At 39.3% G+C, this 2,629-nt stretch carries 2 protein-coding genes and 1 riboswitch; of the genes, one reads left to right on the top strand and one right to left on the bottom strand.

The window, feature by feature from the left end; all coding sequences use genetic code 11:
* A partial coding sequence (locus tag ABYD77_RS18735; protein WP_372771612.1) for a hypothetical protein occupies nt 1-864 on the bottom strand: 864 nt, incomplete at its 3' end.
* Between the two features lie 194 nt (nt 865-1,058).
* Here ABYD77_RS18735 and nhaD point away from each other — a divergent pair.
* The gene (gene nhaD, locus ABYD77_RS18730) at nt 1,059-2,312 is read left to right on the top strand and encodes a sodium:proton antiporter NhaD (protein ID WP_372771611.1); all 1,254 of its coding nucleotides are present in this window, start codon (nt 1,059-1,061) and stop codon (nt 2,310-2,312) included.
* 83 nt (nt 2,313-2,395) lie between these two features.
* A riboswitch (Lysine riboswitch) is annotated at nt 2,396-2,569 on the top strand.
* Nucleotides 2,570-2,629 lie beyond the last annotated feature (60 nt).

Raw genomic sequence — 2,629 nt, 5'->3', positions numbered from 1 at the left:
GTACGGCATAAATTCGCCAAGGATTTTATCCACCCCTTGTTTACGAATAAGCGCAAGTACCTCTGAGGTTTGTTTGGTTAGCTGGGTATTGCGGCGCAGTTCTTCACGCAGTGGCAATAATACATCGGCACTTTTGGTAAGAGACTGCTGACCAATAAGGTACATATCCAAAATACGGCTGCGTAGTTGCTCTAGCTGGCGTTTCTCGTGTTTGAATTTGCCAAGGGTGGTGAAGTGCAAAATCAAGTCACTCAGTGAGGCTTCAATTTGCTCAAAACACAATTTAAACTCGCCGCCGATATCCACCATATTTAACATTGGTTCGATGTATTCATCAAATGCTTCAATGACTGCTTTATAGCGTTTTGCCAGCGTTAAATTAGAATCGTTAGATTTAGCTTGTTCGACAAGGTTAAAAATAGCGTTTTGATTATGTTGGAATAATTTAACAATTTTACGCACGCGCTCATCCATAATGCGGGCATTTCGTTTAATTTCCATTTCATCATCGTTAAAGCCAGCGTTTGATAAACGTTGGTTTAAGCGTGCTAAATCATCTACCAAAACATGAATTTCACCAACGAGGCCTAGACTTTCTTCTTGCAATAAAAATTGCGAAAAATCGGCAATTGCTCGGTTAATCTCAAGTTGAGACGATTTAGCAAGGGGAATAATAATCTCTAACTGGATTAGCTTGTTTATTTGTTTAAATACGGCTTCAGATGAAAGCTTAGGGTCTAATTTTTTTAGCAAGCTTTGGGCATCTTGGAAGCTAAAATCACTGAAATCGAAACGTTTAATTAAGGCTTCTATCAATGACCAATTGTCCACTAAAGTGGTCAAAATTCTTTTCGGTGGGATCATAATTATCCACGTTAACTTGATATTTATCTTAAAAGTAAATTTTATTTAAAAATATTGTGTAATTAGTCTAAAACTGGAGTGGTTTTAGGTAATCTACAGTGCTACACTTCGCGCCGCTCAACTGCCCATAAAATGCCGCAGGTTGGGTGTTCGTTCAAATTTTTAACTCAACTCTAGCAGGTTAAAATAACAAGATGGTGTCAGGTGTTATTCTCGCGCTGATAGCAATCGCTTTTGTGCTGATTGTTATTGAGGACATTATCCATGTAAACAAAGCCAAAACAACGCTATTTTTTGGAACTTTGTGTTGGATTATCCTCTTTATTTCTCCTCTACATGGGCAAAGCCCAGAATCTGTTCAAAAAGAACTCGATCATAATATTTTAGAAATTGCGACCTTGTGGTTGTTTTTGATGGCTGCGATGACCTTTGTTGCTTATTTAAACTCCAAAGGGTTTATTCAAAGCTTGGTGCATAGGGTATTGCCGAGTAAAATGAGTGAGCGGAATTTAATGTATTTAATCGGTGCGTTTGCGTTTTTCTTCTCGTCGATTTCAGACAACATAACCGCCACACTAATATCTCTTGCAGTTGTGATGTCGTTAAAGCTTGATACTAAAAAGCTAATCAAATACGCCACGCTAATTGTATTTGCAGTGAACTCAGGTGGTGTATCGCTTATTACGGGTGATGTGACTACTTTAATGATCTTCCTTGCGGATAAAGTAACCATTGCGAACTTGTTGTTATTAGTTGCACCAGCAGCATTTTCAGTGTTTATTTTGGCCGTCATGCTCAGCATGGGCATGAAAGGTATGATTACCTTTGAGAAAGTCGAATTACGCCGCATTGAAAAAACCGACATTACCATTGCCTGTATTTTTGTTTCGACCATTATTACCACGCTGATGTTTAGTGTGTGGTACAAAATCCCACCGTTGCTGACCTTTTTATGTGGGTTGTCGATGATGTTTTTGGTGGCGCAGTTTTTAATGCGCAAAAAAGACGTAAACAAAAAAATCATCGATTATGTACGTGAAATTGAGTACGACACCTTATTGTTCTTTGTGGGTGTATTACTGCTTGTTGGCGCGATGAAAGAAATTGGTGTGTTGAACCAGTTTACGCACCTTTATGAGGTGCTTGCACCAGAGTATGCCAACTACTTTATGGGTATTTTATCAGCGGCGGTTGATAACGTGCCACTAACCGCAGCACTACTAAAAGCAGATATCGTAATGGATACTCGCCAGTGGTTAACCTTTACCTATGCAACAGGTGTGGGTGGTTCAATGCTTATCATTGGTTCAGCTGCTGGCATTATTGCAATGAGTAAAATTAAGGAACTGACCTTTGTAAGTTACCTGCGCATGTTTATGTATTTGATGATTGCCTACACTATTGGTTACTCATCATCGTATTTAGTTGGTTGTTTATTTCTTAATTAGTGATTGACAGCTAGACGGCTAAACGGTAAATTTCAAAAGCCTTCTTTTTAGAAGGCTTTTGTTTGCGTGCTTATTAAGTACATAAACACAGAAGAGGTGCATTAACCAGGTAGTAGATTCGAGGGCACATTCCTTACGACGGTCTATCAGGGGGTTAACTGCCGAGGAGTAATCTGGATTTGTGGCCAGCTTGCTTCGGTTCTAGAAGTTGAATCTTCGGGACTGTCACCTGTTATAGGTGGAGAGCTTCTGGCAGAGACTATCCTGATGTAATCAATATCGTTCCTTGCCAAGTTCTCCTTATTAAGATTTAAAGG

The sequence above is a fragment of the Pseudoalteromonas sp. genome, from assembly GCF_041629635.1.
GTDB lineage: Bacteria > Pseudomonadota > Gammaproteobacteria > Enterobacterales > Alteromonadaceae > Pseudoalteromonas.
Note: the sequence above shows the minus strand (reverse complement) of the source record. Positions and strands in the feature narration are given on the sequence as shown.

Coding starts and splice junctions, on each gene's coding strand:
- nhaD (WP_372771611.1), top strand. CDS start 1,059: ATGGTGTCAGGTGTTATTCTCGCGCTGATAGCAATCGCTTTTGTGCTG.